We start from the raw sequence: 23,958 nt of genomic DNA on the forward strand, positions 1-23,958 counted from the left end.
TTAAATGTTTTCAAAAACGTTTCTTTAATATTTAAATCTTATTTCAAAAAGCAATTAATTTGTTTTAATTCAATTGGGTGAATTATTTTTAAGGAGTGTTTTAATGAAAGTGATTGTCTTAATAATTTTGTTGTTATGAGGGGCGATTTGTAAAATGGCGAGTTAAAAAATAAACAAATATGTTGGCGGTGGACGCCAGTTTCCGGCATGATTTATGCGAAATAAAATAACGTTAACTGCAGCGCCCCGCAGGAAGTGCTTTTTTGCTCATGTCCTGAGAGGCTTTGCGTTAAATAGCTAAAGGACGTTCAATGACTTCGCTTTGCCCACGTTGCCGCAAGGCCATGCTCTGGCGGGAAGGGGACCGCTTTTACTGTGAAAGCTGCCGCAGGGTTTATCAGCAAATAGCGCGCTGCCCGGAATGTGAACATCCGCTGGAAAAGCTCGCGGCCTGCGGCGCGGTGGACTACTTTTGCCAGCACGGCCACGGGCTGATATCGAAAAAGAGGATTGTGCTGAAGTATGAAGAAGTGGCCTAAGGGGCTAACTTACGTACGGCAGTGACCGTGCTGTCCACCCAGCCATCGCTCAGGCGAGTGGCGATAGCGTCGCCTGGGCTTATCGACTCGATGTTTCGCAACGCTGCGCCGTTTGCGCCCTGCGTAACGCTATAGCCTCTGGCGAGCGTCGCCAGCGGGCTTACGCCCTCAAGCTGCGTATAGCCGACGCTAAAGCGCTGGCGCGCGGCGTTGAGCCTGCGCTCCATCGCTTCTCTTAGCTGAAACTGGAACTGCTGAATTTGCCGCTGGCCTCGGTGTACTTGCTCCATCGGCTGGGCCTGCTGTAGCCTAAGGCGCAGGCGCTCGGCCCTTCTACCTTCGCGCAGCAGCTTTTGCTGTAGGCCTTCTTCCAGCCTGCGCTGGAGCTTTATCAGCGCCGTTTGCTGGCGCGACAGGCGAAGCTGCGGGTGCTGCTGTTGGAGGCGGCTTTCCCGCTGCGCCAGCGCCTGACGCCGACGGGCAAGGAAGTAGTCCATCGCCATTTCGAGCCTCTGCCGCTGGGACAGCAGCTGGCGCACCAGCTCGGTTTGATTGCGGCTGACCAGCTCGGCGGCGGCGGAGGGCGTCGGCGCGCGCAGGTCGGCGACAAAGTCGGCGATAGTGACGTCGGTTTCGTGTCCGACGGCGCTGACGATGGGAATTCGGCTCTGGTAAATCGCCCTGGCGACCGCCTCTTCGTTAAAGCACCACAGATCTTCCAACGAGCCGCCGCCGCGCCCGACGATCAGCACGTCGCACTCGTTTCTTTGGTTGGCGATCTCAATGGCGCGAACGATTTGCATCGTCGCCTCTGCGCCCTGAACCATGGTCGGATAAATCACCACCGGCAAGGAAGGATCGCGCCGCTGAAGAATGTGCAGCACGTCGTGCAGCGCCGCGCCGGTGGCGGAGGTCACTATCCCGACGCGGGTCGCGGGGGCGGGCAGCGGGCGTTTGCGGGCCGGATCGAACAGCCCTTCTTCGGACAGCTTCCCTTTGAGCAGATCGAACCGCTGCTGTAAGAGGCCGTCACCGGCGGGCTGCATGCTTTCGGCAATTAGCTGATAGTCGCCGCGCGGCTCATAAAGCGTGATGGTCGCTCGCACCAGCACCTGCTGGCCGTTTTGCGGCGCAAAGGTGACTCGGCGGTTGGCGGTGCGAAACATCGCGCAGCGCACCTGCGATCGGTCGTCTTTCAGGGTGAAGTACCAGTGGCCGGAAGAGGGCTGGGAGAAGTTGGAGATTTCCGCCGACAGCCAGATTTGCCCCATTTCCATTTCCAAAAGCTGGCGAACCGTTTGGTTTAAACGGCTGACGGTAAAAATAGAGGGGGTAAGAGGTATCGACATGTGACGGAGATCAAACTCTAAAACAGAGACTTAATTTACTGATACTACATGGCTGAGCCAATGAATCAAGCCCTGCGTGAAAAAAAGTGTGGAGGGAAATCGGTTTCCTCTGTATACTTCACCGGCAATATTTTATCAGTTTCCCCTTCAACCTACCCGGTGAGATATTGCACATGCTACGTATCGCGAAAGATGCCCTGACGTTTGACGACGTCCTGTTAGTTCCCGCCCATTCTACCGTTCTGCCCAACACTGCCGAGCTTTCTACCCAGCTGACGAAAACCATTCGTCTGAATATTCCTATGCTTTCCGCCGCGATGGACACCGTGACCGAAGCGAACCTGGCGATTGCGCTGGCGCAGGAAGGCGGCATTGGCTTTATCCATAAAAACATGTCCATCGAGCGCCAGGCGGAAGAAGTTCGCCGCGTGAAGCGCCACGAAAGCGGTATCGTCACCGACCCTGTCACCGTCGCGCCGGAAACCACCGTGCGTCGGATTAAAGAGATGGCGGTCGAGCACGGCTTTGCCGGTTTCCCGGTGGTGATTAAGAACAACGAGCTGGTCGGCATTATTACCGGCCGCGACGTGCGTTTCGTCACCGATCTTGACCAGCCGGTCAGCGCGCTGATGACGCCGAAAGAGCGTCTGGTCACCGTGAGCGAGAAAGAAGCCAAAGACCGCGATCTGGTATTCCAGAAGATGCACGAAAAGCGCGTAGAAAAGGCGCTGGTGGTGGATAAGAAGTTCCAGCTGCGCGGCATGATCACCGTGAAAGACTACCTGAAGGCCGAACAGAAGCCGAACGCCTGTAAAGACGAGCACGGCCGCCTGCGCGTAGGCGCTGCGGTCGGCGCCGGCGCCGGTAACGAGGAGCGCGTTGCCGCGCTGGTGGAAGCGGGCGTAGACGTGCTGCTTATCGACTCGTCTCACGGTCACTCTGAAGGCGTGCTGCAGCGCATTCGCGAAACCCGCGCCGCCTATCCCAAGCTGCAAATCATCGGCGGCAACGTCGCGACCGCAGCCGGCGCTAAAGCGCTGGTGGAAGCGGGCGTAAACGCGGTGAAAGTGGGTATCGGCCCCGGCTCTATCTGTACTACCCGCATCGTCACCGGCGTAGGCGTGCCGCAAATCACGGCTATTGCCGACGCGGTTGAAGCCGTAGGCGCCATGGGCATTCCGGTTATCGCTGACGGCGGCATCCGCTTCTCCGGCGACATCGCCAAGGCTATTGCTGCCGGCGCGTCCTGCGTGATGGTGGGCTCCATGCTTGCCGGTACGGAAGAATCTCCGGGCGAAATCGAGCTGTATCAGGGCCGTTCGTTCAAGTCCTACCGCGGCATGGGCTCACTCGGCGCGATGTCTAAAGGCTCTTCCGACCGCTACTTCCAGACCGACAACGCGGCGGACAAGCTGGTGCCGGAAGGCATTGAAGGTCGCGTGGCCTATAAGGGCTACCTGAAGGCCATCGTGCATCAGCAAATGGGCGGCCTGCGCTCCTGTATGGGCCTGACCGGCTGCGGCACTATCGACGAGCTGCGCACCAAGGCCGAGTTTGTCCGCATCACCGGCGCGGGCATTCAGGAGAGTCACGTTCATGATGTGACAATTACTAAGGAATCGCCTAACTACCGTATGGGGTGATTAGGTTCGGCGGCCTTAGCGCTAAGGCCGCCGCGTTTAAGCGAGAGGTGAGTTAGGTCGATACGCCTCTCGTAATCTTTCTGTTAAGTCGGCTATAATGCCGGGTCTGATTGTTGGCAAAGTCTTTAAATATACATCAGTGATCGTTCCGGCCGAGAACACGCCGTGCCTATATGATCATTGTGTTCGGCCGGAAGGGCGCTTGTTTTTAGTCTTGGAGCGCGTCGGGCATAGCCTTCCTAGGGGCGCTTCGTTGGCTTACGCCAAGTCGACCCCAACGGAAGACTCTCCCTCCGTTTGGCTCCGAAGGTCGTCCGGAACTTACTTCAGGCGTTTGTCATTATTCTGACTCGGTTGTAGCACTGAGTAATTTTCTTTTTCTTGCTCGTTTATCGGGCGTGATTCTCTCGTTTTTGGAAAGCGTACATGTCAAAAAACATTCATAGTCACCGCATTCTGATTTTGGACTTTGGTTCTCAATACACCCAGCTGATTGCCCGTCGCGTTCGTGAGATCGGCGTGTACTGCGAGCTGTGGGCCTGGGACGTCAGCGAAGCGCAGATCTGCGAATTCAATCCGACCGGGATTATCCTTTCCGGCAGCCCTGAAAGCACCACCGAAGCGGGCAGCCCGCGCGCGCCGGAGTACGTTTTTAACGCCGGTATCCCGGTGCTCGGCATTTGCTACGGCATGCAGACCATGGCGGTCCAGCTGGGCGGCGAGGTGCAGGGCTCCAACGAGCGTGAGTTCGGCTACGCCAAAGTCGACGTGATTAACGAAAGTGCCTTTACCCACGACGTGAAGGACTCTATCTCCGCCGAAGGTAAAGCGCAGCTTGACGTTTGGATGAGCCACGGCGACAAGGTGACGGCAATCCCGGCGGGCTTTACCGCCGTTGCGCGCACCGACACCTGTCCGTTCGCCATTATGGCTAACGAAGAGAAGCGCTTCTACGGCCTGCAGTTCCACCCAGAGGTGACTCACACCAATCAGGGGCTGCGCCTGCTCAAGCGTTTCGTGTTGGACATCTGCGGCTGTGAAGCGCTGTGGACGCCGGCCTCTATTATTGAAGACGCCGTTGAGCGCATTCGCCAGCAGGTGGGCGACGACGAGGTTATCCTTGGCCTGTCCGGCGGCGTTGACTCCTCCGTTACCGCGATGCTTTTACACCGCGCTATCGGCAGCAAGCTGACCTGCGTTTTCGTCGACAACGGCCTGCTGCGCCTGAACGAAGCCGAGCAGGTGATGGACATGTTCGGCGACCGCTTTGGCCTTAACATCGTGCACGTGCCCGCCGAGCAGCGCTTCCTGAGCGCACTGGCCGGCATTGCCGATCCGGAAGCCAAGCGTAAGACCATTGGCCGCGTGTTCGTCGAAGTGTTCGACGAAGAGGCCTCAAAGCAGGTCAACGTTAAGTGGCTGGCGCAGGGCACCATCTACCCTGACGTGATTGAATCCGCCGCGTCCGCGACCGGCAAGGCCCACGTGATCAAGTCTCACCACAACGTCGGCGGCCTGCCGGAAGAGATGAAGATGGGGCTGGTTGAGCCGCTCAAAGAGCTGTTCAAAGATGAAGTGCGCAAAATCGGTCTGGAGCTGGGCCTGCCGTACGACATGCTCTACCGCCACCCGTTCCCAGGCCCCGGCCTCGGCGTTCGCGTGCTGGGCGAAGTGAAGAAAGAGTACTGCGACCTGCTGCGTCGTGCCGACGCCATCTTTATCGAAGAGCTGCATAAGGCGGACCTGTACAACAAGGTCAGCCAGGCGTTCACCGTCTTCCTGCCGGTGCGCTCCGTCGGCGTAATGGGCGACGGCCGCAAGTACGACTGGGTCGTCTCCCTGCGAGCGGTGGAAACCATCGACTTTATGACGGCGCACTGGGCGCATCTGCCGTATGACTTCCTGGGGCGTGTGTCGAACCGCATTATTAATGAAGTGAACGGGATCTCTAGGGTGGTTTACGATATTTCTGGGAAGCCGCCGGCGACGATTGAGTGGGAATAGGAATCTGATATTCTCCGATAGTTAGAGAGCATTTAAAAAGCCAGCTATGTCATTTGATTAGCTGGCTTTTTTATTTATGCCATTATGTGTTTCTTCAATGGAAATAGTATTTATACCCGTGTCGGAAGGACTGAATAAATCCTATCTGGCTGTCAATAAACAATTTTTTCTAATGCAGACTCTGCCTGAAAAAATTGATTCACTGTATTTGTTTGATGTGAATAGATTTAATAACGCGGTAAATATTGCCTGATATGCGCGTTTTGATGATGATTATTTTGAGTTTTTTCTAATGTTCGTTCTATATTATCGTTCTAGGAATATCTTCTTAAAATATCCAAACAAGCGTATTATATTATAGCGGTATTGGTGTGAAGATGTATGTAAAAGGACATGATTTAATATAGGGAGTTGCGGTATGAGCGATGGCACAAATTCCTCGGAGTTAGACTGGAAGAAAGTTTTTTGTATTTTGTTTACCATTTTTGTACTGGGTAAAATGGGCTATAAAGCATATGACGCTTTTATCGTTCAGCCACGTATAGAGGCACAAATTGAGCAGGAAAGGAACGATCCGTTTTCAATAACCAATCAGCTTAAAGCATTACGTAAAAGGAATGCGGCTGCTGATGCTTGGATAAAAGAGTTTAACGATAAAATAAAAGCATCACCGCCAGAAAAAGATGAAACATTCAGACTGGTGGAGCTGGCGCGTCACGAGGATGAGATATCATTTATTAGGGCGGCAAAACTCAACGCGCAAACACTTGATGCAATAAAAGCGGATAAGGTAAAGGCGCAGCAGGAGATTAAAGCCAAAAAAATAAAAGGGATATGTCGTGAAAATAGCGCTACAGCATCATTACTAAATGCCGGTTTTAATGTGAAAAACGTCTATGTGGGAGAAGACAATCAGGAAATTATTTCCTATGTTGTTACGGCACGCGAGTGTGAAAAACTACAGGAAAACGCTCAGGACATTCCAACATCGGGTGGTCAACAACCTGGATAGTATGAATATATGCGCTCGATGGGTGATTGGTGTTTAATCGATAACTTCAAGTGACGAAATGTTATCCTACATAAGACTTAATAAAATTCGGTTATAAACATAATGAATGACTCCAGCACTCCCAAACCATGGACTGAAGCGGAACTTCGCTCTTCGGTTATCGCCTACCTAGAAATGCTGAAGCTTAATCAGTCAGGCAAAAAATTTAATAAGAAAAAATATTATGACGAACTAGCAGCTCAATTTGGTAGAACGACGAAAGCGTTCGAATACCGCATGCAGAATATTTCTTATGTTCTATCTCTTATGGGCCGAAGTTGGCTGCCTGGTTTGAAGCCCGCGAAGAACGTGGGCTCAAACGTTGGTGGGCAAATTGAGAAATTGATTGCTGACGCCGAGGGTATAACGTCTTCTGTCGCCGCCTTTGAGATTGCGGTTCGGGAAGCGATGAAGAAAAAAAGGACGGGACCGCCGCCGGGAAACGCTAAGCCGAAAGCAGCGAGAGTTTATTCAGTACAATATCAACGCGATCCAGAGGTAAAAGCTTGGGTATTGAAGCGAGCTAACGGTGTATGCGAGTGCTGCCAAAGGCCAGCGCCTTTTCTAAATTATGAAGGGAATCCCTATCTTGAAGCGCATCACGTTAAGCGCTTAGCGGATGGGGGATCGGATACGGTCACTAACGCGGTAGCCATTTGTTCTAACTGCCATGCGGAACTTCACTATGGCGCTAATGCAAAAGAAGTCGCTGAAAAACTGTATGACAGTCTTCAATGTTTAATCCGCGAGTGATCGTGATGGCCGGTATCAGCCGTAACTTGATAAAAGGCTAGTGCAAGCTGGCCTCAGTTTTTGTTGATGATAAAGGTTTTATTGCGGCATTCATCGCATTCCACGTGCCATACGTCTGAAATAACTACAAGCTACCTTGGCGAAAAGTCGCAATTTCCCCAAATATCAAATCGAAGGTGAAGACAAGCGCCTTGGCTTTCTAGTATACCTCCATAACCCACTGACAAAAGATTAAAAACAAAGCCTCGCTTGTTGGTGGTCTAAATATGGTCTATATTAAAATCAAGGTGCATTCCATGAGATCAGAGATCGTGAAAGTAGAAACCATCAGCTACATCAAAAGAAACGCGGCGACGCTTGACCTGTCCGAGCCTATCCTGGTGACGCAAAACGGCGTGCCGGCCTACGTGATAGAGTCCTACGACCAGCAGCAGGAGCGGAAAAACGCCATTGCACTGCTGAAACTGCTAACTCTTTCAGAGAAAGATAAGTCCGAAGGGCGCGTGTTCTCAAAAGAGCAGCTATTAGACGGCATCGCAGACTGAGGCTTAGGCTGCTTGATGGCTAAGGGACCTAGATGAAAAACGACGTTACCTTTGAGTACACGCTTACGGTGAAACACTGCATTGACCATATCGTGAATCACCTGCGCCGCATTGGCGCTGAACCTCGCCCGATTATTGCGGATATTCTGACCCAGTTTGAGCATACCGTTGGTCAATTTCCGCTTGGATGCCAGATTTGTCCTGAACTGCTGAAGATTGGCTGCGCGAAGTACCGTGAATATAACCACGCCGAAGGTTATCGGGTTTTGTATTCCGTTGACGAGGTATTAGTGACCGCGCATGCGATCCTGTCGCATCGGCAGGATATACAGCAGTTGCTGTTTAAGCGTCTGATAGCGGCGTGATCCCGCTCGGCAATAGTTCAGTTCCCCGCAGCTTTATAAAAAATTGCGGGGATCTTCGTCGGACAATCAGTTACCGCCCACTTCCTGCCTCTCCAGCGTAGAAAACGCCACCCGTCCCAATTCTCCCAGCGCCGGCACCAGCTGCCCAATCGACGTTATCCCATGCCCCAGCTGACAAAGGCTCTCTGGCGTGAACTCGTGCACGTCGCTTTGGGCGAAGCTCAGCATCGTATCGCCGATAAACGTCAGGCAGTGGCAAAGGCCCGCTTGCGCTTCCTGACAGCAGTGGGCCAGATGCAGGCGCTCTTCGGGCGTCAGGGTGGAGACGTCGACCTTTTCCAGCGCGTTCGCCAGGTCAGAATAGAGGATCTCGGCGTTGGGCAGTGCGTCGAAATACTTGTTCGTGTTACTATTATCGATAGCCATATCATTACCTTGTTTAATGTTGTGGTTAGACGCCTCGACAGTGTTACCGCACTTCGGGGCGTTGTTTTTTGTTCGGTGTGATAGTAATGTGTCATCACACATAGCTACATTAACTCAAGTGTAATTTAGGTGTCAATACACATGAATGAAAGAAGAGGTAATCCTCCGTTTCAGTTTCGCCTCGACCCCGAGCTGAGAGCCGCAATGGAGAAAGCGCAGCGTGAGGACGGCGATGAGTCGCTGGCTGCGTGGATCAAACGAATCCTCCGTAAAGAGCTGCGCGAACGCGGCATCGATCCAAAAGGCTAATCCAACCCCAACGGCCAACACCGCCATGAAAACAAAAATCCTGGTCAGCGCCTGTCTGCTGGGCCATGAAGTCCGCTATAACGGCAGCGCTAAAGCGCAACTGTTGCCCACGCTTGAGCGCTGGCGGCAAGAGGGGCGGCTGGTGGTCCACTGCCCGGAGCTGGCGGCGGGGCTGCCGACGCCGCGCCTACCTGCGGAAATCGTCGCCAGTCAGGGTAGGGCGGTGATGCAGGGCAAGGGAAGGATTGTCGAAAGCAGCGGCCATGACGTCACCGCGCACTACCAGCTAGCAGCCTGGCTGGCGCTAAAGGCTGCGACGGAAGGCGGATGCCGCGTGGCGCTGTTGACCGACGGCAGTCCGACCTGCGGTAGCCGGTTTATCTACGACGGCTCGTTTAGCGGGCAGCGTAAGCCGGGCGAAGGCGTCGCCGCCGCGCTGCTGCGCGAGCACGGTATTGAGGTGTTTTCAGAAGAACAGCTTGCCGAGCTTATTGCTCGTGTGGAAAAGATGGACGCCGATTAAATCGAGGTACCTTACAGGGAAGAGTAACAAGATGAAGATAATAGCCGTTTCCGGGCTTTTGCTGCTGGCGTTTTTGCTTCCTAACGTCGGCTATAGCCATATCTATCGCGGTTTGGAAGACGATCGTACCAACGACGTCAAGCATGGGCTGTATGAAATCAACGAAGAAGCGGAAAAATTTCTCGTTGAAGAGGAAGCCAGAACGCATATCAAAAGAAAAAGCCTGGGACCAAACTTAAAAGTGGTTGTTGCTCCGTGCGCCGTTCCCCTCAAGTCAGGGTGGGCGCCGAAAAGCATGGGGCTTTCTGTAAAATATACGGTTTTGGTAAGCTGCGAGCGAAGCGAAAAGGGCCAATATGGGGATGGTAAAGGCTGGCGCGTCGGCGTTCCCACGGCGCTTCTGGATGAGTAGTTAATTTTGTAATAGGCACAGGCCTAATCGGCCCGAGGTCAGCCCTGCCGCTATCGTCAGTGATGTTTCATTCGTTATTATTTATTGTTAACTTATGCTGCGAATCCACCCATTGCCACACTACGGAGCAAACCCATGCAAAAATGGCTAAACGCCGCGCTGCTAGCGCTACTGTTTTCGACTCCGTTAGCTCAGGCGAATGCCGCATCGTCTGAAGAGGCGCTGACGGGCGAATGCTTGAAATACGGCCTGGAGGCGGTTAAAGACAACCCAGGGTTTCAGACCCGGCTGAAGGGGCTGACGCCAGAGCGCGATAGCATTATCGTAGAGAGGTATGACGCGAAGGTGGGCAGCCAGCATATCGCCACGCAGTTGACCGCGACGCTGGAAGATAAGCTCGGGGAGCCGCTTAACATGCTGTGCCTGTTAGAGAACGACGCTCCGCTTTATGTTTATTTTTATGAGTGAGCACTGACAGGCGTCTTTGTTTGCGTTGCTAATTAAAAACCGGACTTTTTGATTGAGAAGTCCGGTTTTTTAGGAAAATGGCCCTGATATTATTTATCTACTGCCTTCGATAGAACATGAGGTTGAGCTGGAACCAATGCCGAACAGCCGCTCAATCTCTGCTTCTCCCATCCGGTCAAAATCATCAGGTACGCTGATATTTCCCACCATAAAGCCTAAACGCTTTTCCTTATGGGCTTTTGGCGAATTGACTGTAGGAATTTCTATCTGTGGTTTATCCGCTTTGCCTTCGTGAATGTTGGGTATTTTCATGACGTCCTCGTAATCTTTGAGGTGAAACGCCCCTCCACCAGAACAGCGGCAGCGGCCTCCATCACCCGTAACGATAAAACCCTTTCCCACTCTTCTTGCCAAGCGCGCCGCCGCGGACCATCTTGCGCAGCAGCACGTGCGGCCGATACTTCGGATCGCCGGTTTCTGAGTAGAGCACTTCCATAATGGCGAGGCAGACGTCTAGCCCTATAAGGTCGCCCAGCGCCAGCGGGCCCATGGGGTGGTTAGCGCCAAGCTTCATGGCGGTATCGATGTCTTCCGCGCTGGCGGTGCCGTCAGCGTAGATGCCGATGGCCTCGTTCACCATCGGGATCAGCACCCGGTTAACGATAAAACCGGGGGCGTCCTTGGAGATAACCGCCACTTTGCCGACTTTTGTCACTAATTCCTGCATTTTGGCTACCGTTTCGTCGGTAGTGCCCAGGCCAACGACGATTTCCACCAGCGCCATCACCGGCGCGGGGTTGAAAAAGTGCAGGCCGATGACCTGGCGGTCCAGCCCGGCGCTGAGTTCGGTAATGGACAGCGAAGATGTGTTGGAGGCGAAGATTGCGTCGGGCCGGCAGGTTTTCATCAGGCTATTAAAGAGCTGGCGCTTGATCTCGATCTTCTCGACTACCGCCTCGATGATGAGGTCGCAGTCGGCGACGGCGTCCGTCAGGCCCGGGGTAATATTGGCCGCGATCGCCTTGGCCTTTTCTGGCTCCATCTTGCCTTTTTCCACCAGTCTGCCGAGCGCGGCGATAATGCCGTTTTTCCCTTTCTCTGCGAACTCCTGCTTGATATCGCAGAGAACCACCGAAAAGCCTTCTGCGGCGGCAAACACCTGAGCAATGCCTGCGCCCATTGCGCCTGCGCCGATAACGCCTACTTTCATATTTAGATCCTTTCTATTTTTCAACCGGTTGGAGAGCTTTTTATATTTATTTAAGGATTATATCGCCAAGCGGCGGAGAAGACCGTGTCGCGGAGCGCAGATTTGGAACATGCGTTGTATTTTATCCGCCGCACTCGCCCTTTAGCCATTGGCTGAACGTCTTAAAACGAGGGCGCTCGCGGTTTTCCTTCGGGCAGATCAGGTCGTAGCCAAACGGTGACGCAACGGCCTCGTCGCTGAGGCTGACCAGCCTGCCCGCCGCCAGCAGCGGCTCGATCAGCGTCAGCCGCCCCATCACCACGCCCAGCCCGCTTTCCGCCATCTGAACCGCAATGGAATGGTTGTTGACGCCGTAGCATCGCGCTTCAAAGGGGAGGTCGCGGCCCGTTTCCTTGCACCACAGGCGCCATTCGGCAAACCGGTCCTGCACGTCGGTGGACTCCTGTGCGTGGATAAAGGTGGCGTCGGCGAGTTTCTCTACGGAGTGTAACCGGTGCTGCTGCCGATAGGCGGGGGAGCAAACCGGCAGCAGCTTTTCTCCCATCAACCTTTCCTGATAAAGGTCGGGGTAGCGCGCCGCGCCGTAGTAGAGGGCCAAATCGACGCGCTCTTCGTTGAAATCCATCGCCCCGGCGCGCACTTTGAATTGGAGATTCAGCCCCGGCCAGGCGGCCTGAAAGCGGGGCAGGCGAGGCGTCAGCCACAGGTGCGCCAGCGTCGGCGCAATGCCGATGTGCAGCGTGCCGCGCAGGTCCTGTTCGCGGATATCTTCAATTTCGTCGACGATGGCGCGCAGCGAGTGGCTCAGCGTGGCAAGCAGCCGCTTTCCCTCTTCCGTCAGCGCTAGTCTTCGAGTCATGCGGATAAACAGCCTAAAGCCAATCTGCATTTCCAGCCGGTGGATGCGGTGGCTGATGGCCCCCTGCGTCAGATTTAGCTCCTTTGCCGCCAGAGTAAAGCTCAGGTGCCGCGCCGTCACCTCAAAGGTTTGCAAAAGCGCCAGGACGCTCTGTTGTTCCAGCATGTTTTTCCCCTTCGTTATGCATTAATCAGGTTAATGCATAAGCCGATTTTTTTCGTTTGTTCGCGCATTTCATCGCCTTTTTAATAGTTATATATCAATTCATGAGGGGGGAACCATGTCGAAGCTTAAAATAGTCGTCATCGGCGGTGGCTCCAGCTATACGCCGGAGCTGATTGAAGGGTTGCTTAAGCGTCACGGCGAGCTGCCGGTAGGGGCGCTGTGGCTGGTGGACATCGAAGAAGGGCGCGAGAAGCTGGAGATTATCACGGGCCTGGCACGGCGGATGATCGCCAAAGCGGGGCTGTCGATTGAGGTGGTAGCCACGCTTGACCGACGGGCGGCGCTAGAGGGGGCGGACTTCGTCTGCTCCCAGTTCCGCGCAGGCTGCCTGGAAGCGCGCATCAGCGACGAGCGCATCTCACTGAAGTACGGCCTGATTGGCCAGGAAACCAACGGCCTCGGCGGCTTTGCCAACGCCTGTCGAACCATCCCGATCGCGCTGGAGATTGCCCACGAGATGGAGCAACTCTGCCCGGACGCATGGCTGCTTAACTTCACCAACCCGTCGGGCATGGTGACGGAGGCGATTTTACGCCACAGCGGTGTCAAAACCGTTGGCCTGTGCAACGTGCCGGTCATTATGCAAAAGGGCGTGGCGCAGCTGCTGGAATGTGAAAACGAGAGCGATTTCATTATGCAGGTCGCCGGGCTAAACCACTTTATCTTTGCCCGTCAGATCCTGCACAGGGGCAAAGAGCGCCTTAACGACGTTATCGCCCACATCAGCGCCGGGCGCGATCCGCTGGTGCCAAGAAACATCCCGCCGTTCAGCTGGCCGAAGCACCTGCTGCAAGGGTTGGGCATGATCCCCTGCGCCTACCTGCGCTACTACTACATGAAGGGGGATATTCTTAAACAGGAACAGGCGGAAGCGGGCGGCGAGGGCACGCGCGGCGAAGTGGTGAAACAGCTGGAAAAAGAACTGTTCGACCTCTATCGCGACCCAAGCCTTGCGGTTAAGCCGAAGGCGCTGGAAGGGCGCGGTGGGCAATACTACTCCGAAGCGGCCTGTGAGCTGATGAACGCTATCTACAACGACAAGCGCACCATTATGCACGTCAACACGCGTAATAACGGCGCTATCAACGGCCTGCCGGACGACTGTGCGGTGGAGGTCAGCTCGCTGATTACCCGTTCCGGCCCGCTGCCGCTGAACGTCGCGCCATTCCCTGAGGACACGCTGCGGCTTCTCCAACTGATGAAGTCGTTTGAGCAGCTGACTATCGAGGCGGCCGTTACCGGCGACCGGCACACCGCGTGGCGCGCGCTGGTGCTCAATCCGCTGATTACCAGCGGCGAGGCGCTTGAGCAGGCGCTGGACGAGGTGATTGAACACAATCGGCCGCTGATGCCGGCGTTTCATCGGCGTCGGGGATAGGCTACGGTCGCGTAAAACCCTGAGCTGAACGCCTTCGCTCAGGGTCTTTGCGCTACGGCGGCGTCAATCCTGTCGGCAATTTCCCTAATTTGATAAACCGGTATCCCGTTTTTTGCCAGCTCCACCATGGCGTTGAGATAGGGCACCATCGTAGCGAACATGATCTTATAGCCTTCGCAGAAGTAGGAAATTGGGTTGTCCGTTCCCTTGTTGATCCGGTGCTTTGGGCAGCCGCCGTGACAGATGGGCCTATAGCTGCACTGCTGGCATTCCAAAGAGAGCTTCTTTTTCTGGGCGGAGAGCGTCACGCTGCTCATGGTCTTGAGGCTGTCGCGGTGTATATTCCCGGTTTTATAGTCGTCGTAAACGAAGTGATCGCACTCATAAATATCGCCGTTGGACTCGATCACCATGTTGTCTTTGCACGACTCCTGAAAGATACAGCTGGTGTGGCCGTTGCCGAGAAAGCGGCTGACGAAGGTTTCAAACTGGCGGACGAACACGTCGCCGACGTCGTTTTTTACCCAATGTTTGAATATTGCAGACATAAAGCGACCGTAAGCCGCCGCCGGAACGGAAAAGGCGATAACGTCGTGCTTTTCTTCCGGTGAGCCGAAGCAGACGTTGGGCTTGGCCGTTTCAAGCAGCTCGATAAACTGCATGTGGCGGCTGCCGATGCTTTTTAGAAACTCGTAGACTTCAAGCGGATGCTGGACGTTATGCGCGTTGACCACCGTCAGCGTATTGAACTCAACGCCGTGCTGCTTAAGCCGTTCGATGGCCGCCATCACCTTATCAAACGTGCCTTTTCCTGCCCGAGTACGGCGATAGCGGTCATGCATTTCCTGCGGACCGTCGATGGAGATGCCGACTAAAAACTGATTATCCTTCAGGAAGCGGCACCACTCGTCGTTAAGCAGCAGCCCGTTGGTCTGAAGCGCGTTGTGGATAGTTTTACCCTTTTTGAAGCGTTCCTGATAGCTCAGCGCTCGACGAAAAAAGTCGATGCCCGCCATGGTCGGCTCGCCGCCCTGCCAGGTGAAGTAGACGTCGTTACCCGGCGAGGCCTCAATATAGCGGCTGATAAAAGCGCTCAGCGTTTCGTCGTTCATCCAGCCTTCGTGCTTAAAGACCGTCTCTTTTTCCAGATAGAAGCAGTAGTCGCACTTTATGTTGCACTGGTAGCTGGTAGGTTTAATCGTGAAGTGCATAGCGTTCCTCAAAAAGGCAGGAGGAGTATTCCCCCTGCCGAACAGTCAACTACTTGGCGGCGTCGAGCGATGCCTTAATATGGTCAAACTTCGCCTGATTGACTTTACTCAGAGGCCTTTGGCTCCCGTCAATGAAGTCTTTAACGACGCCTTTCATCTCTTTGACGACGTCAGGCTTTTGGTCCGCCAGGTTGTTGGCCTGCTGAAGATCCGTCAGCTTATACAGCCCCAGCTTATTGCCCTCGTAAGTGTAGACCAGCGAGTACTCGTTGCTGCGAACGGTATAGGAGAACTCGCTCAGGTCTTCGGTGTTGGGGTTGTGAGGATATTCGTCGGACTGCTTGCGTACGTACTTGTGATAGTTGTCCCAGAACGGGATGTTCTCTTCATCGAACCAGTGCGAGTAGGAGGTGACCCACGTCAGGTACTGGTGCGGATTACCCGCTTTTTTCTCCTTGGTCAGATAGGGCAGTAGGGATACGCCGTCGAGGTTTTTAGGCGCGTCGATTTTGGCTGCGTCCAGCACCGTGGGGTAGAAGTCCATGGCGGATACCAGCTTGTCGTAGTTGCCTTTTACCAGCTTGCCTTTCCACCACATAAACATCGGCGTGTGGGTTCCGCCCGGATAGGTTTGGCTCTTGTAACCCTTTTGCGCGCCGTTAAGCGGCAGCGGGCCGTCAATGACCGCACCGTTATCGGAGGTGAACAGAATGATGGTATTGTCGTACTGCCCGTTCTTTTTCAACTGCTCGAGCAGCTTCTTCACGCCCTGATCGACGGAATAAATAGCCGCGTAGAAGTTATCTGCGGTAGGGCTGCCGGTGTTGAACTGCTTTTGATATTGCTCCGGCGCAGGATTATCGTTCGGCAGGTGCGGCGCGTTGTAGGCGAGGTAGAGCATAAAGGGCTCATCGAGCGACTTGGCGCGGTTGACGACGCCGATGGCCTCATCGGTCAGTTGGTCGCTTATGTAGCCTTTGGCCGCTACTCGCTCGCGGTTGTGGAACAGCGACGGAGAGTTGTAGTAAGCCGTGCCCGCCGCGTGGAATCCCATAAAGTAGTCAAAGCCGCGGTTTTGCGGCTGCCACTCTTCGGCGGAGTAGGTGGTGAAGTTGTCGTGATAGTCGCGGGTCTGCTTGGACTCCGGCACCGGCACGTTGCTGATTTTCGACAGGTGCCACTTACCGATGGCCGCCGTATAGTAGCCGTGGTTTTGGAACAGCTCCGGCAGGAATTTTTCCGTCAGAGGAATGCCGTCCTGCGCATCAGTGTTGGAGTAAACGCCAAACCGCGCCGGGGAACGCCCTGTCATGATTGCCGCTCGGGATGGGCCCGACACGCCGTGAGCCACGTAGCCGTTGGTAAAGCGTACGCCTTCGTCCATCAGTGAGAGCAGGGTAGGCGTTGACTTCTTGGCCGCTTCGATAGCCTTATCGATACCGATCTTGTAAGTATCAACGACCTTGCGGTTTTCCATTGATTTTGTATCGAACGAGCCCTGATCGAAGGGCAGTTGGCCATATCCCAGATCGTCCATCGTCAGAATGATAACGTTGGGCTTCCCTTTGGTGGAATATTCTGTCGGCGTGAAGTCGGAGAAGGCAACGTTGGTTTTAGTCGCTTTCAGATTGACGTCATCGGCGGCGTTAACCGATGCATTCATCATTGTGCCGGCTAATACCATTGATACCGCCGCACTGGCGACGCTGCGTTTAAATGTCATTGTCATAAAGTCTCCTCGTTTTAAAGAGCCTTTTATTTTTCGTTGAAAAAAAAGATTTTTCTGTGAAGAGTCTCAAAAATAAGTTCCAAAAGAAAATATTTACATTGGCAATTGATTTAATTTTAAATGATGGATTTTTTGGCGTCATTGGCAGGAAATTTGAATAAGGATGGACGGTTATTATTGGTTTTGCAGGTGATATATCCCCTTATTTTCTCTTGAGAATTAAATGTAGCGCCCTGCTTAATGCGGGCGGGCTCTCTTCGTCAGCCGATGCGCAAACGCGGCGGAAAAGAAAAACGCCCGATAAGGCCGAGAATAATCGCTCTGTATGACTAACTGCATGAAAATAATGAGATACCGCTAGCAGAACCGTCGAACTCAAGGGCGTATAGTTTTGCCCACGCGTTTTTTCACAAGGCAGGAAAGAGTAAATGTTTAAAAAGGGTTTATTCGCACTGGCTCTGGCCTTCAGCGCTTCGGCCTTTGCCGCCGAGCACTGGATTGACGTGCGCATTCCAGAGCAGTATCAAAGAGAGCATATTCAGGGCGCGGTCAACATCCCGCTGCAGGAGCTGACGGAGAAAATCGCCGCTCAGGTGCCGGATAAGAGCGACACCGTCCATCTCTACTGTAACTCCGGCCGCCAGTCCGGCCTGGCGAAAGAGGCTCTGCTGGACATGGGCTACACCCAGGTGTTTAACGACGGCGGTATTAGCCGGATAGATAAGCCTAAGGTTAAGGGCGAGTGATCGGCCCGGTTAGTTTTCTGACCGCAGCTGCCAAATCTGTTTAAGCGACTCGGCGCTATCAACGCTGTCGCAGCTGGCCGGGAAGGGCTTTTTCTCCCGCGCCAGCGCCGTTATTTTATCTTCCTGGCAGAGCTCGGCCTGCCCCTTGGCATAGCCTTCCAGATAGGCGATGCGGTTGATCTCCGCTTCCCCGTACCATTCCGACAGCGATGCGTTGTCCTTTACTCCGTTGCCTTCTGCGGCCTCTTTATAGCCGACGTCAAACCAGGTGGAGGAGCGCTCAGTCGTTTCTGCCGCGTCGGCGGGGACGCTTTCGCTGGCGGCCGCTCCGCAGCCGGTCAGAAGCCCGACCAACAGCAGCATGGTGATATTTTTCACGTTGTTATTCATTTCCGTTATGCAATGCCCAGTTGTTCTTTCAGCGGTTTCAGATAGCGGCGGCTGACGGGGATGCGTTTGCCTGAGCGGGTTACCGCCTCCGCGCTGCCGTTATCCAACAGCTGGATTTCGCCGATGTGGTCCAGATTTAACAGGTACTGCCGGTGGCAGCGGGTAAACGGCGTTTTTTCTTCTAAAATTTTCAGCGTAAGCTGAGTATATCCGCTTTGCTCTGTACCGATGACGCGAACGCCGCTCAGCTCGCTGCTTAGGTATTCGACGTCGTCCAGCCTCAGGAGAAAAATGCGGTTGTGGCCGTAGCAGGGAATGTGCTTCAGCGCGTTGTCCGCAATCAGGTGGACGTTTCTATTGACGGACCTGGCCCCTCTCAGACGTTCGATGGTCTTGAGCAGGCGCTGGCCGTCGACCGGCTTTAGCAGGTAGTCAAAGGCGTGCTGTTCAAACGCCTTTACCGCGTATTCGTCATAGGCGGTGGTGAATACGATGTGCGGCATGGTGGCCGGATCGAGCATGGCTGTCATTTCGAGCCCGCTTATTCTGGGCATCTGTATATCGAGAAAAACCACGTCAGGCTGCAGGCGATGAATGGCCGCAATGGCTTCCAGCGCGTTGCTGCATTCGCCGACGACGGTCAGGTTTTCAACATCGGCAAGCAGTTCGGCCAGCTCTTCCCGAGCCGGCTGCTCGTCGTCAACAATCATTGCTCTAAGCATGTTCCCTCCACAGATTTCGGTCAGTTTATCATGTAGGTAAATCTCCTTAAATGGAAAGATATATTTACGGTTATTTTTATTTCTATTGCTGTTATTACTGGATATAAAAATAACAGTAAAATTATCTTTACAAATTTGGATTCTAAAGTTTACACTCAGCTCAGCGTCGTTAAAAACGACCCTCGACTCTTCATCTTAAGGCGTTTTAACCCATCAGGGGATGGGCCTAAGGAACAACTATGATCATGCAGAAAGACCAGCTTAATAACGTAAACATCAGCGCAGAACAGGTTTTGATTACGCCCGAAGAGCTGAAGCAGAAATATCCCCTGAGTCGGGAGGATGAGGCCTCTATTTCGGCCGCCCGTCAGACTATCGCCGACATTCTCCACGGGCGCGACCGTCGCCTGCTGGTAGTCTGCGGCCCCTGCTCGATTCACGATCCCCAGGCCGCTATCGAGTACGCCCACCTCCTGAAAAAGCTAGCGGACGAAACCAAAGATCGCCTGTTTATCGTGATGCGCGTTTACTTTGAAAAGCCGAGAACTACCGTTGGCTGGAAGGGGCTGATTAACGACCCTCACATGGACGGATCGTTCGACGTTGAGCACGGTCTGCATGTGGCGCGTAAGCTGCTGCTTGAGCTGGTGGCGATGGGGCTGCCGCTGGCGACCGAAGCGTTGGACCCGAACAGCCCGCAGTACCTTGGCGACCTGTTCAGCTGGTCGGCCATCGGCGCGCGCACTACCGAATCGCAAACCCACCGCGAAATGGCATCGGGCCTGTCGATGCCGGTCGGATTTAAAAACGGCACCGACGGCAGTCTGGCGACGGCGATCAATGCCATGAAGGCCGCTGCTATGCCGCACCGCTTTGTCGGCATCAACCAGGAAGGGCAGGTTTGCCTGTTGCAAACCCAAGGCAACGCCAACGGCCACGTCATTTTGCGCGGCGGCAAAACGCCGAACTACGATCCTCAGAGCGTGAAGGACTGCGAAGAGCAAATGAAGAAAGCGGGGCTTAATCCGGCTCTGATGATCGACTGTAGCCACGGCAACTCCAATAAGGATTTTCGCCGTCAGTCCGAGGTCGTCTTCTCCCTGTTGGAACAAATTAAGGCGGGCAATCGTTCCATCATCGGCATGATGTTGGAAAGCAACATTCACGAAGGCAACCAGTCTTCCGAACAGCCAAGAGCCGACATGCGCTACGGCGTTTCCGTAACGGACGCCTGCATCAACTGGGAAACCACCGAACGCCTGCTGCAAAAGGTGCACGCCGAACTGGGCGAAGCGGTGCTTGTGTGTCAGTGATTTTTATCTGATGATTATCGTTTATCTGGCTGATGATAAATTATTCAATCGGCTTTGGAGTATGTTCCGTCCGAAAACACGGCCTGCTTATATCACCATCGTGCTCGGCCGGAAGGGCGCTTGTATTAGGCTTGGGTGTGCGGCGGGCATAGCCTTCCTAGGGGCCGTTATGAAGCCCTTCGGGCTTCACCCTAAAGGGCCAGCGCAAGCGCTGTTCAAACCGGCTTTGCCGGTTTGTCGTTGGCTTACGCCAAGTCGACCCCAACGGAAGACTCTCCCGCCGATTGATGCCGCAAATTATCCAGAATTTACGTTTAGGGTTTGTTAGCAGCCGAATGCCGCCGAAAGGCGGCATGTTTGTATACTCGAGAAAATAAAGGGTATAAGCATTAATTTGGGGAGAGAACAACAACATGGTGGCGGAACTGACGGCGCTGCGCGAGCGCATTGACGAAGTGGACAAAGGGCTATTGAAGCTGCTGGCCCAAAGGCTTGCGCTGGTAGCCGAAGTAGGAGAAGTGAAAAGCCAGCACGGGCTGCCGATTTACGCGCCCGATCGGGAAAGCAGCATGCTGGCTTCTCGCCGCAAAGAGGCGGAAGCTATGGGCGTGCCGCCGGATTTGATTGAAGACGTTCTGCGCCGCGTGATGCGTGAGTCCTACACGAGCGAAAACGATAAAGGATTTAAAACCCTGAAGCCGGACATGGGACCGATTGTTATCGTCGGCGGTCGCGGCAAGATGGGGCAGCTGTTTGGTCGACTGTTTACGCTTTCAGGCTATCAGGTTCGCGTTCTGGAGCAGGAAGACTGGCCGAACGCTGACGAGATACTGAAAGACGCCGGTATGGCGATCGTCAGCGTGCCTATTCATCTGACCGAACAGGTCATTCGCCGGCTGCCTAAGCTTTCCGACGACTGCATTCTGGTGGATTTCGCCTCCATCAAGCAAAAGCCGATGGAAACCATGCTGGAGGTTCACGCCGGGCCGGTGCTGGGCCTGCACCCAATGTTCGGGCCGGACGTCAGCAGTCTGGCCAAACAGGTGATCGCCTACTGCGACGGAAGAGCGCCCGAAGCCTACCAGTGGCTGTTGGAACAGCTTCAGGTCTGGGGATCGCGGCTGCATGCCATTACGCCTGCGGAGCACGACCGCAACATGGCCTTTATTCAGGCGCTGCGCCACTTCGCTACCTTTACCTACGGCCTTAACCTGTCGCATGAGAACGCCGAGCTGGAGCAGCTTTTGGCGCTGTCGTCACCCATTTATCGCCTGGAGCTGGCGATGATCGGCCGCCTGTTTGCGCAGGATCCGCAGCTGTATGCGGACATCATTATGTCGTCTGAAGAGAATCTGGCGCTGATTAAGCGCTACTACGCCTGCTTCGGCGAGGCGGTAGAGATTCTGGAGAAAGGGGACAAGGCGGCGTTTATCGACAACTTCAATCAGGTGAAGAATTGGTTCGGCGATCACGCGAATCGCTTCTTGAGCGAAAGCCGTACGCTGCTGCGCCAGGCGAACGACAGTCGGCAGTAAGGGAATTAGAAAAATGGAGAGTAGCCACGCCGTTCGGCGTGGCTTCAAATAGCTCAGGCTACGTCCGGCATGTTCCTGCCGTAGTAGATTTCCTGCATTTCTTTACGCACCAGATTAGTAATGTGCTGGCGCTCGCTCTGGCTTAAGTCTTCCGGCTTGGCGTTGAACAGGTAGTGGTCGAGATCGAACTCTTTGAGCATCATCTTGGTGTGGAAGATGTTCTCCTGATAGACGTTAACGTCCACCATATGAAACTGAGAGGTGATGCTCTCGGCCATAAAGTTCTGAATAGAGTTGATCGGATGGTCGATGTAGTGCTTCACGCCGTTGACGTCGCGGGTAAAGCCGCGCACGCGGTAGTCCAGCGTTACGATGTCGGACTCAAGCTGGTGAATAAGATAGTTGAGCGCCTTAAGCGGAGAAATTACGCCGCAGGTAGACACCTCAATATCCGCTCGGAACGTGCATATCCCGCCCTGAGGGTGGCTTTCCGGGTAGGTATGAACGCAGATATGGCTTTTATCCAGGTGAGCGACCACCGCTTCGGGCAGCGGACCGGGATTTTCTGACTGGTCGACCAGGCTTGGGTCGATCGGTTCCTCGCTGATGAGGATCGTCACGCTGGCGCCCTGAGGATCGTAGTCCTGACGGGCGATGTTGAGGATGTTTGCACCGATGATAGAACAGGTTTCCGTCAGGATTTCGGTCAGACGGTTGGCGTTGTACTGTTCATCGATGTAGGCAATATATTGCTCTCTGTCATAGTCCGTTTGGGTATAACAGATGTCATAGATACAAAAACTCAGGCTTTTGGTTAAGTTATTGAAGCCGTGTAGTTTTATTTTGTGCAATTTGGTTCACCGCCTTAGTTTGTCGATGTAGGAAACGAATGATTATTTATCGTTCAGCGCGTCGTGTAAATATTGCGGTAGCGCAAAGCTGCCCGCGTGTATTGCCGGGTTGTAATAGCGGCAGTGCAGGCCGGAGGCCTTAAAGCGCGCTTCCAGCGTCGCCAAGTCGTGCTGGCGGAGCATCGGATTCTGGCTCGCCCAGGCGAAGGTCATGATGCCGCCGTAGTAGGTTGGGATCGCGGCCTGATAAAAGCTGACGTCGTCGAAGTAGTGCGACAGCTTGCGGTGGCTGTTGACCGCTTCGTCCTGCTGGAGGAAGCAGACGCCGTTTTGCGCAACGAAAATGCCGTTTTCATTCAGGCAGCGCGCGCAGCCCTGATAGAAGTCCGACGTAAACAGACTTTCTCCGGGGCCGATGGGATCGGTACAGTCGGAGATAATCACGTCGAACTTCAGGTCCGTTTGGCTAACGAAGTTAACGCCGTCTTCGATAACCAGATTAAAGCGCGGATCGTCATAGGCGCCGCTGCTGTGGTTGGGCAGGTACTGGCGGCAGAATTCCACCACGCCCGCGTCAATTTCTACCATCGTCACGTGCTCGACGCTCTGATGGCGGCACACTTCGCGCAGCATTCCGCCGTCGCCGCCGCCGATGATAAGAACCCGCTTAGCCTTACCGTGGGCAAAGATCGGCACGTGAGCCATCATTTCATGATAGATAAACTCGTCGCGCTCGGTGGTTTGAACGACGCCGTCGAGCGCCATCACGCGCCCCAGCACGTCGTTTTCAAAAATGATTAAATCCTGATGTTCGGTCTTATTGTGATAAAGGGTTTTATCAATGGAAAAAAACTGACCAAAGCCGCTATGCAGCGTTTCAAACCAGATCTCTTTTTGAGACATGCGCCTTAATCCTCAATGCCGGACAAAAAATTTAGCGCGATATCATAGCGAATTTAGGGCGGGGATGCACGGTAAACGCCGTATTTATGCACACCAGGCTGCAAATATAGGCACAACGAAACGGCAGGGGCCTCAGCGAGCGATAAGGCCGAAAGAGTCTTTGGCAAGGCTGCGGCACTTAATCTTTTCATCAATGGGAATTCGTTTTAAATCTCGGTAGCTGGCGCTGCCGAGCTCTTCCATATTGAGCTGGTTGTAGTTGCTCAAGTCCCAGTGGTTTTGTTGAGCAAAATAGATAAGCGCGCGCTTGATTTCAGGAATAGGCAAATCACCGTAGCCGCACTCTTGCTTAAGGTATAAGAATACGGCGGTCAGGTCGGCGAGGTCTTCGGCCTCGGGCTCCGTTAAAGCCTGGCTCTCGAAAGAGAGCCCCGACAGGGACAGCAGTAAAAGGGGTAATCGAAAGAAGGATTTGCGCGTCATATCACTGATATTCGTT

Annotated in this window: 27 protein-coding genes; 15 read left to right on the forward strand and 12 right to left on the reverse strand. The window is 54.1% G+C overall.

Going from position 1 to position 23,958, the window contains the following annotated elements; translation table 11 throughout:
* Positions 1-311 precede the first annotated feature (311 nt).
* Positions 312-539 carry a zinc ribbon domain-containing protein gene (locus V8L73_RS04695; protein ID WP_261831260.1) on the forward strand — a complete coding sequence of 76 codons (228 nt, stop codon included), beginning with the start codon at positions 312-314 and terminating at the stop codon, positions 537-539.
* Here V8L73_RS04695 and xseA read toward each other — a convergent pair.
* Complete coding sequence (xseA, locus tag V8L73_RS04700) at positions 536-1,888, reverse strand: exodeoxyribonuclease VII large subunit (RefSeq protein WP_347254243.1); 1,353 nt, start codon at positions 1,886-1,888, stop codon at positions 536-538. The two genes, V8L73_RS04695 and xseA, sit on opposite strands and share 4 nt — an antisense overlap.
* A gap of 173 nt (positions 1,889-2,061) precedes the next feature.
* Between xseA and guaB the strand changes: the two genes are divergently transcribed.
* From guaB to V8L73_RS04730, 6 genes are all read left to right on the forward strand, one after another.
* The gene (guaB, locus tag V8L73_RS04705) at positions 2,062-3,531 is read left to right on the forward strand and encodes an IMP dehydrogenase (RefSeq protein WP_261831258.1); all 1,470 of its coding nucleotides are present in this window, start codon (positions 2,062-2,064) and stop codon (positions 3,529-3,531) included.
* A 426-nt stretch (positions 3,532-3,957) separates the two neighbouring features.
* Positions 3,958-5,535, forward strand: coding sequence for a glutamine-hydrolyzing GMP synthase (guaA, locus tag V8L73_RS04710; protein ID WP_347254244.1), 1,578 nt, complete (start codon positions 3,958-3,960; stop codon positions 5,533-5,535).
* Positions 5,536-5,953: 418 nt separating this feature from the next.
* Positions 5,954-6,547, forward strand: coding sequence for a hypothetical protein (locus tag V8L73_RS04715; RefSeq protein ID WP_347254245.1), 594 nt, complete (start codon positions 5,954-5,956; stop codon positions 6,545-6,547).
* Positions 6,548-6,649: 102 nt separating this feature from the next.
* Entirely contained in the window at positions 6,650-7,339 is a 690-nt protein-coding gene (locus V8L73_RS04720) for an HNH endonuclease signature motif containing protein (RefSeq protein ID WP_347254246.1), read from the forward strand.
* 311 nt (positions 7,340-7,650) lie between these two features.
* On the forward strand, positions 7,651-7,884 hold the full coding sequence (locus tag V8L73_RS04725; protein ID WP_347254789.1) for a type II toxin-antitoxin system Phd/YefM family antitoxin: 234 nt from the start codon (positions 7,651-7,653) through the stop codon (positions 7,882-7,884).
* Between the two features lie 32 nt (positions 7,885-7,916).
* On the forward strand, positions 7,917-8,249 hold the full coding sequence (locus V8L73_RS04730) for a type II toxin-antitoxin system RelE/ParE family toxin (protein WP_347254247.1): 333 nt from the start codon (positions 7,917-7,919) through the stop codon (positions 8,247-8,249).
* Positions 8,250-8,315: 66 nt separating this feature from the next.
* Here V8L73_RS04730 and V8L73_RS04735 read toward each other — a convergent pair whose 3' ends face one another.
* Positions 8,316-8,675 (reverse strand): hypothetical protein, encoded by a 360-nt coding sequence (locus V8L73_RS04735; RefSeq protein WP_347254248.1) that lies wholly within the window; start codon positions 8,673-8,675, stop codon positions 8,316-8,318.
* 141 nt (positions 8,676-8,816) lie between these two features.
* Here V8L73_RS04735 and V8L73_RS04740 point away from each other — a divergent pair, with 141 nt between their 5' ends.
* The 4 genes from V8L73_RS04740 (at position 8,817) to V8L73_RS04755 (ending at position 10,387) form a co-directional block, all read left to right on the forward strand.
* Positions 8,817-8,984: a hypothetical protein gene (locus tag V8L73_RS04740; protein ID WP_036023592.1), complete on the forward strand. Its 168-nt coding sequence runs from the start codon at positions 8,817-8,819 to the stop codon at positions 8,982-8,984.
* Between the two features lie 25 nt (positions 8,985-9,009).
* Positions 9,010-9,507, forward strand: a complete 498-nt coding sequence (locus tag V8L73_RS04745) for a DUF523 domain-containing protein (protein ID WP_347254249.1) — start codon at positions 9,010-9,012, stop codon at positions 9,505-9,507.
* Between the two features lie 31 nt (positions 9,508-9,538).
* Positions 9,539-9,919, forward strand: coding sequence for a hypothetical protein (locus V8L73_RS04750; protein ID WP_261831249.1), 381 nt, complete (start codon positions 9,539-9,541; stop codon positions 9,917-9,919).
* A gap of 135 nt (positions 9,920-10,054) precedes the next feature.
* Positions 10,055-10,387: a hypothetical protein gene (locus tag V8L73_RS04755; protein WP_027274060.1), complete on the forward strand. Its 333-nt coding sequence runs from the start codon at positions 10,055-10,057 to the stop codon at positions 10,385-10,387.
* Between the two features lie 93 nt (positions 10,388-10,480).
* On the opposite strand, the gene V8L73_RS04760 is transcribed toward V8L73_RS04755, so the two are convergent.
* From V8L73_RS04760 to V8L73_RS04770, 3 genes are all read right to left on the reverse strand, one after another.
* Entirely contained in the window at positions 10,481-10,699 is a 219-nt protein-coding gene (locus V8L73_RS04760) for a hypothetical protein (protein ID WP_051155630.1), read from the reverse strand.
* Positions 10,700-10,760: 61 nt separating this feature from the next.
* On the reverse strand, positions 10,761-11,597 hold the full coding sequence (locus tag V8L73_RS04765; RefSeq protein WP_027274059.1) for a 3-hydroxyacyl-CoA dehydrogenase family protein: 837 nt from the start codon (positions 11,595-11,597) through the stop codon (positions 10,761-10,763).
* 121 nt (positions 11,598-11,718) lie between these two features.
* Positions 11,719-12,576 (reverse strand): LysR substrate-binding domain-containing protein, encoded by an 858-nt coding sequence (locus V8L73_RS04770; RefSeq protein WP_347254790.1) that lies wholly within the window; start codon positions 12,574-12,576, stop codon positions 11,719-11,721.
* Positions 12,577-12,736: 160 nt separating this feature from the next.
* Here V8L73_RS04770 and V8L73_RS04775 point away from each other — a divergent pair, with 160 nt between their 5' ends.
* Positions 12,737-14,059: a 6-phospho-beta-glucosidase gene (locus V8L73_RS04775; RefSeq protein WP_347254250.1), complete on the forward strand. Its 1,323-nt coding sequence runs from the start codon at positions 12,737-12,739 to the stop codon at positions 14,057-14,059.
* A 38-nt stretch (positions 14,060-14,097) separates the two neighbouring features.
* Here the strand turns inward: V8L73_RS04775 and V8L73_RS04780 are convergent, their stop codons facing one another.
* Both V8L73_RS04780 and V8L73_RS04785 read right to left on the reverse strand, forming a co-directional pair.
* Positions 14,098-15,270, reverse strand: coding sequence for an anaerobic sulfatase maturase (locus tag V8L73_RS04780; RefSeq protein WP_347254251.1), 1,173 nt, complete (start codon positions 15,268-15,270; stop codon positions 14,098-14,100).
* A gap of 49 nt (positions 15,271-15,319) precedes the next feature.
* Positions 15,320-16,999 carry a sulfatase family protein gene (locus V8L73_RS04785; RefSeq protein ID WP_261831243.1) on the reverse strand — a complete coding sequence of 560 codons (1,680 nt, stop codon included), beginning with the start codon at positions 16,997-16,999 and terminating at the stop codon, positions 15,320-15,322.
* 428 nt (positions 17,000-17,427) lie between these two features.
* Here V8L73_RS04785 and pspE point away from each other — a divergent pair, with 428 nt between their 5' ends.
* Positions 17,428-17,745, forward strand: a complete 318-nt coding sequence (gene pspE / locus V8L73_RS04790; RefSeq protein ID WP_027274054.1) for a thiosulfate sulfurtransferase PspE — start codon at positions 17,428-17,430, stop codon at positions 17,743-17,745.
* 9 nt (positions 17,746-17,754) lie between these two features.
* Here the strand turns inward: pspE and V8L73_RS04795 are convergent, their stop codons facing one another.
* Positions 17,755-18,123: a DUF2799 domain-containing protein gene (locus tag V8L73_RS04795; protein WP_027274053.1), complete on the reverse strand. Its 369-nt coding sequence runs from the start codon at positions 18,121-18,123 to the stop codon at positions 17,755-17,757.
* A gap of 17 nt (positions 18,124-18,140) precedes the next feature.
* Entirely contained in the window at positions 18,141-18,857 is a 717-nt protein-coding gene (btsR, locus tag V8L73_RS04800; RefSeq protein WP_027274052.1) for a two-component system response regulator BtsR, read from the reverse strand.
* A 239-nt stretch (positions 18,858-19,096) separates the two neighbouring features.
* On the opposite strand from btsR, the gene V8L73_RS04805 reads away from it, so the two are divergent.
* Positions 19,097-20,170 (forward strand): 3-deoxy-7-phosphoheptulonate synthase, encoded by a 1,074-nt coding sequence (locus V8L73_RS04805; protein WP_027274051.1) that lies wholly within the window; start codon positions 19,097-19,099, stop codon positions 20,168-20,170.
* Between the two features lie 413 nt (positions 20,171-20,583).
* Positions 20,584-21,705, forward strand: a complete 1,122-nt coding sequence (gene tyrA / locus V8L73_RS04810; protein ID WP_347254252.1) for a bifunctional chorismate mutase/prephenate dehydrogenase — start codon at positions 20,584-20,586, stop codon at positions 21,703-21,705.
* Between the two features lie 53 nt (positions 21,706-21,758).
* Here tyrA and speD read toward each other — a convergent pair whose 3' ends face one another.
* From speD to V8L73_RS04825, 3 genes are all read right to left on the reverse strand, one after another.
* Positions 21,759-22,556: an adenosylmethionine decarboxylase gene (speD, locus tag V8L73_RS04815; RefSeq protein WP_027274049.1), complete on the reverse strand. Its 798-nt coding sequence runs from the start codon at positions 22,554-22,556 to the stop codon at positions 21,759-21,761.
* Between the two features lie 42 nt (positions 22,557-22,598).
* Complete coding sequence (gene speE / locus V8L73_RS04820) at positions 22,599-23,459, reverse strand: polyamine aminopropyltransferase (RefSeq protein WP_027274048.1); 861 nt, start codon at positions 23,457-23,459, stop codon at positions 22,599-22,601.
* A 132-nt stretch (positions 23,460-23,591) separates the two neighbouring features.
* On the reverse strand, positions 23,592-23,942 hold the full coding sequence (locus V8L73_RS04825; protein ID WP_027274047.1) for a YacC family pilotin-like protein: 351 nt from the start codon (positions 23,940-23,942) through the stop codon (positions 23,592-23,594).
* Positions 23,943-23,958 lie beyond the last annotated feature (16 nt).

The sequence above is a fragment of the Leminorella grimontii genome, assembly GCF_039789245.1.
GTDB lineage: Bacteria > Pseudomonadota > Gammaproteobacteria > Enterobacterales > Enterobacteriaceae > Leminorella > Leminorella grimontii.

Bases quoted from the DNA above. Each gene is read 5' to 3' on its own strand.
- V8L73_RS04695 (WP_261831260.1), top strand. From the start codon at position 312: ATGACTTCGCTTTGCCCACGTTGCCGCAAGGCCATGCTCTGGCGGGAA.
- xseA (WP_347254243.1), bottom strand. From the start codon at position 1,888: ATGTCGATACCTCTTACCCCCTCTATTTTTACCGTCAGCCGTTTAAAC.
- guaB (WP_261831258.1), top strand. From the start codon at position 2,062: ATGCTACGTATCGCGAAAGATGCCCTGACGTTTGACGACGTCCTGTTA.
- guaA (WP_347254244.1), top strand. From the start codon at position 3,958: ATGTCAAAAAACATTCATAGTCACCGCATTCTGATTTTGGACTTTGGT.
- V8L73_RS04715 (WP_347254245.1), top strand. From the start codon at position 5,954: ATGAGCGATGGCACAAATTCCTCGGAGTTAGACTGGAAGAAAGTTTTT.
- V8L73_RS04720 (WP_347254246.1), top strand. From the start codon at position 6,650: ATGAATGACTCCAGCACTCCCAAACCATGGACTGAAGCGGAACTTCGC.
- V8L73_RS04730 (WP_347254247.1), top strand. From the start codon at position 7,917: ATGAAAAACGACGTTACCTTTGAGTACACGCTTACGGTGAAACACTGC.
- V8L73_RS04735 (WP_347254248.1), bottom strand. From the start codon at position 8,675: ATGGCTATCGATAATAGTAACACGAACAAGTATTTCGACGCACTGCCC.
- V8L73_RS04740 (WP_036023592.1), top strand. From the start codon at position 8,817: ATGAATGAAAGAAGAGGTAATCCTCCGTTTCAGTTTCGCCTCGACCCC.
- V8L73_RS04745 (WP_347254249.1), top strand. From the start codon at position 9,010: ATGAAAACAAAAATCCTGGTCAGCGCCTGTCTGCTGGGCCATGAAGTC.
- V8L73_RS04750 (WP_261831249.1), top strand. From the start codon at position 9,539: ATGAAGATAATAGCCGTTTCCGGGCTTTTGCTGCTGGCGTTTTTGCTT.
- V8L73_RS04755 (WP_027274060.1), top strand. From the start codon at position 10,055: ATGCAAAAATGGCTAAACGCCGCGCTGCTAGCGCTACTGTTTTCGACT.
- V8L73_RS04760 (WP_051155630.1), bottom strand. From the start codon at position 10,699: ATGAAAATACCCAACATTCACGAAGGCAAAGCGGATAAACCACAGATA.
- V8L73_RS04765 (WP_027274059.1), bottom strand. From the start codon at position 11,597: ATGAAAGTAGGCGTTATCGGCGCAGGCGCAATGGGCGCAGGCATTGCT.
- V8L73_RS04775 (WP_347254250.1), top strand. From the start codon at position 12,737: ATGTCGAAGCTTAAAATAGTCGTCATCGGCGGTGGCTCCAGCTATACG.
- V8L73_RS04780 (WP_347254251.1), bottom strand. From the start codon at position 15,270: ATGCACTTCACGATTAAACCTACCAGCTACCAGTGCAACATAAAGTGC.
- V8L73_RS04785 (WP_261831243.1), bottom strand. From the start codon at position 16,999: ATGACAATGACATTTAAACGCAGCGTCGCCAGTGCGGCGGTATCAATG.
- pspE (WP_027274054.1), top strand. From the start codon at position 17,428: ATGTTTAAAAAGGGTTTATTCGCACTGGCTCTGGCCTTCAGCGCTTCG.
- btsR (WP_027274052.1), bottom strand. From the start codon at position 18,857: ATGCTTAGAGCAATGATTGTTGACGACGAGCAGCCGGCTCGGGAAGAG.
- V8L73_RS04805 (WP_027274051.1), top strand. From the start codon at position 19,097: ATGATCATGCAGAAAGACCAGCTTAATAACGTAAACATCAGCGCAGAA.
- tyrA (WP_347254252.1), top strand. From the start codon at position 20,584: ATGGTGGCGGAACTGACGGCGCTGCGCGAGCGCATTGACGAAGTGGAC.
- speE (WP_027274048.1), bottom strand. From the start codon at position 23,459: ATGTCTCAAAAAGAGATCTGGTTTGAAACGCTGCATAGCGGCTTTGGT.
- V8L73_RS04825 (WP_027274047.1), bottom strand. From the start codon at position 23,942: ATGACGCGCAAATCCTTCTTTCGATTACCCCTTTTACTGCTGTCCCTG.